Origin of the sequence: Methanoculleus sp. MH98A (genome assembly GCF_000691865.1) — an archaeon.
Classification (GTDB): Archaea; Halobacteriota; Methanomicrobia; order Methanomicrobiales; family Methanoculleaceae; genus Methanoculleus.
This window is the reverse complement of sequence record NZ_JMIO01000038.1, coordinates 1-4,110: the sequence shown is the minus strand read 5'-3', so window position 1 is coordinate 4,110 and position 4,110 is coordinate 1. Positions and strand designations below refer to the sequence as shown.

Here is a 4,110-nt window from a genome sequence, read left to right as displayed (position 1 = left end):
AGAGTATCAACCTGATCCCTAAAGACGAAAACGTAGAGGAGCGGTATCATGAGCTTTTGAAAGGGAAAGTCGTCGGCGCATTTTTTAGCGTTGTCGGAATCTATTCGGTCATTACGTATGCCGGTCTGGTCTACTTCGTAATCACAGCGTCTGGCAATTTGAGATATTATCAGTGGGTCATGATCATTGTGATGATCATCCTGGCGGTTGCGTACTGCGTTGGAATGCTGATATCCAAAGAAAAGAGAGCAGGTTTTCACCTTGCAGCAAATCTGGGAGAGGAACTGATAATAAGGCGTGACCGCTGATAATCAAAGACTCTTGCAGAAACACGATTGCACTGGTCTCGCCGGTGCCTGCAGAGATCCCTTTAAAAAACCTAACGCCCCGAACTTCCAAAGTCTTCTCTTCCCGCCGTTTTTTATGGGGCCACGATCCCGCCCGCATCTCCGTCCTGCACAAGAGAGAGAAAACTTCGCCTCCAATCTCTCCTTCAGCATTACGTTTATCAACCCTCCAGAGAATGTGGTATTACGGAAAATGACCTGGAATGAGGAGACCTACGTCGAAATCCCCTTCTGCGAGCAACTCGCCAGGCTGGCTGGGAAGTCCGGCATCTCCCCGCCGGTGCCGAGCCGGGCGAATCGCAGCGGCTCTCGTTCCGCGAGGTCATCATCGAGCCCGAACTCAGGGAAGCCCTCCGGGCGATCAACCCCTTCCTCGAGGACGACCAGATCACCGAGGTCATCACCCGCCTTGACACCATCCCGCAGACCCCGCTCATCGAGGCGAACATCGCCGCCACCGATCTGCTCCTGAACAACACCACCGTCCACGAAAACCGCATTGACGGCACCCCGAGCCCCACTGTCCGCTACCTCGATTTTGACCACCCGGAGAAGAATCGGTTCCTTGCAGCCCGGCAGTTCAAGGTCGCCGTCCCCGGCACCACCAAACACATCATCCCCGACATCACCCTCTTCGTCAACGGTATCCCGCTCATTGTTATCGAATGCAAATCCCCCGCCATCCCCGAGCCTATCCAGGAGGCCGTCACCCAGCTGCGGCGCTACAGCAACAGCCGGGACACAGAACTCCCCGAGGGTAGCAACCGGCTCTTCACCTACAACCTCTGCATGATCGCGACTTCGCGGGAAACGGCGAAGGTCTCCACCATCGGCGGGCGGGAGGAGCACTACCTGGAGTGGAAAGATCCTTACCCGACCCCCTTCTCCGCGATCAACCCGGACGGCCAGCCGCCAGACAGCCAGCAGCGGTTGATCCACGGGATGCTCGCTCCCGCCCGCCTCCTTGAGATCCTCCGGAACTTCACCGTTTTCCGTGAGAACGATCAGGGTAAGAAGATCAAGATCGTCGCACGCTACCAGCAGTACCGGGCGGTGCAGAAGATCCTCGCACGGCTGCGTTCCGACCAGGATCCGAGAGAGAAAGGCGGGGTCGTCTGGCACACCCAGGGCTCCGGCAAATCGCTGACGATGGTCTTCCTCATCCGGGCGATGCGAAAAGACCCGGTCCTGAAGAAGTACAAGGTTGTCCTCATCACCGACCGCACCGACCTTGAGCGGCAGCTTGAGGAGACCGCTGCAACGGCCGACGAACAGGTTTATACCGCCGGGAGCATCGAAGAACTGAAAGCCCTCCTGCAGACCGACACTTCAAACGTCGTCATGGGCATGATGCAGAAGTTCCAGGAGAAAGGGAAGAAGAGGGTCCGGAAGTTTCCGATCCTTAACCGGTCGGATAAGATCCTCCTCCTGATCGATGAGGCACACCGGACCCAGGCGTCCGTCCTCGGCGCAAACGTCGAGCAGGCTCTCCCGAACTGCACCCGGATCGCCTTCACCGGCACTCCCATCATGAAACCGAAGGCGGTGCGCGGCGGACAGCGGCGGAGGCGGACCACCACCGGCATCTTCGGCGAATACATCGACAAATACACAATCCGGGAGTCGATCGAGGACGGGAGCACGCTACAGATCATCTACGAAGGCCGGACATCCAGAGATGCCGTCAGAGACGGGCGGGCGCTCGACGACCTCTTCGAGGACATGTTCAAGGAACATACCGAAGAGGAGAAAGAAGCCATCCGCAAGAAGTACGGCACTTACCGGCGCGTTCTAGAAGCGCCTCGACGGATCGAGAAGATCGCCGCCGACATCATCGACCACTACCGCACAAACATCCTCCCGAACGGATTCAAAGCGCAGGTCGTCGTTGCCAGCCGGCTCGCTGCGGTACGCTATAAAGAAGCGCTCGACCGTGCCCTTGCAGACGCAATCGCCGACCTCGAAGCAGATGCAGGTTCCCTAGATGACCGGGAAGATCTGGAGACGCTCATGCGCATCGAGACCGACGTCATCATATCGGGGTCGCAGAACGACGAGGAGATCTACAAGCCCTACACCAACCCGCAGAAACACGAAGCTCGGATTGCCCGATTCAAAAAACCCCTGGACGCCGACGACCCTGAGAAGCAGGATGGTCTGGCGCTCCTCATCGTTGTCGATATGCTCATCACCGGGTTCGACGCTCCGATCGAACAGGTCATGTATATCGACAAGAGGCTTGTCGAGCACAGCCTCCTGCAGGCCATCGCCCGGGTCAACCGCCCCGCAAGCGGGAAGAACTGCGGCTACGTTGTCGATTACTACGGGATTGGGCACCACCTCAAAGAGGCGCTCGGGGTCTTTGCGGATGAGGATGTCGAAGGAGCGTTCGACCAGCTCGGCGACGAAATCCCCAAGATGCGGGAAGCATACACTCGCCTGTTGCAGTTCTTTGCCGCCGCAGATCTCAATGCAGTCCCGGAGAGTGCAGCTGAATCCTCCTCCTATGCGGGCAGACCTCTTGATCCCCTCGGGAACGAGTACGCGATCAACGAATGCGTCGAGTACCTCGCCGATGAAGAAAAACGGGCGGAGTTCCTCGTCTTGTACAAATCGTTTGCCCGGAAGGTCGATATGATCCTCCCGGACAGGCGGGCGCTGGACTATGTCCACCCGGTGAAGGTCATCGGGTTCATCAACACCCTGGCCGAACGGCGCTACCGCGACCGGACGCTCAACCTCGCAGGCTGCGGGGAGAAGGTGCGGGCACTCATCGACGACTACGTCTTCTCGCAGGGCATCGACCCGAAAGTCCCGCCGGTCTCGATCACCTCCGATGACTTTGAAAAGTCCCTGAGTAGCCACCGCTCGAACAAGGCAAAGGCATCGGAGATGGCGCACGCGATCCGCTACCACATCTCGCAGCGCTACGACTACGATCCTGAGTTCTACCAGACACTCAGCGAACGGCTCAACGATCTCCTCACCGCTCACGAGGAGGACTGGGACCTACTCGTCGAAGAACTCCGGAAGTTTCTCGAAGAGGTACGGGAAGGGCGACAGGATGTCGAGCATGGCCTTGACCCGGTCATTGAAATGCCGTTCTACGACATCCTGGTAAAGGAAGTATACGGCTCGAAGGATCTTTCGGAGAGGGAAAGGGAGATGGCTGCCGGAACGACAAAAGATATTGTCTCCATGATCCAGCGGGAAATCCGAAAAGTGGACTTCTGGAAGAAAGCGACCGAAAAGCAACTCCTCCGCCGGTATATCAAGGAGATCCTGCTCGAGTCACGGCTTCCCGAAATTCTCCAGAAGCGCAATGCCATTACGGATCGGTTTATCCGCCTTGCCGAACACCTTGATGCAGAGTTCAAACACAGGGTGATCCTATAAAGGGGCGGGAACTCACCTACCAACTGATTCGATCGTCGAGGAAATCGCTTGGCATCACCATCGAACGTGATGGAACGATCATTCTCAGAGCACCGGATAACTGCCCGGAGCATGCAATCAATGCTTTTTTCCAGAGCAAGAAATTCTGGATCTATCAGAAACTGGCAGAAAAACGCCTCTTTGAAGAGGCCCCGCCGAAAAAAGAGTATGTAAATGGTGAGGGGTTCCCATATCTCGGCAGGATGCATCAACTCGTTCTTGTTGATGAAGGAAAACCACTCCGCCTCTACCGCAGTTCCTTTGAGATGAACCGGGCGTGTGTTGACAGAGGACGGGAAACCTTCATCCGGTGGTACCGGGAGCATGC

General features: G+C 57.0%; 3 protein-coding genes. All 3 read left to right on the top strand.

Features of this window, described 5'->3' with window-relative positions:
* Nucleotides 1–308 (top strand): hypothetical protein (locus EI28_RS14400; protein ID WP_048113718.1); only part of this gene is annotated, 308 nt, incomplete at its 5' end.
* Between the two features lie 270 nt (nt 309–578).
* Nucleotides 579–3,743, top strand: coding sequence for a type I restriction endonuclease subunit R (locus EI28_RS06670; RefSeq protein WP_231476628.1), 3,165 nt, complete (start codon nt 579–581; stop codon nt 3,741–3,743).
* Nucleotides 3,740–4,110: YgjP-like metallopeptidase domain-containing protein (locus EI28_RS15440; RefSeq protein WP_155937278.1), on the top strand; the 371-nt coding region annotated here is incomplete at its 3' end. The genes EI28_RS06670 and EI28_RS15440, both read left to right, overlap by 4 nt.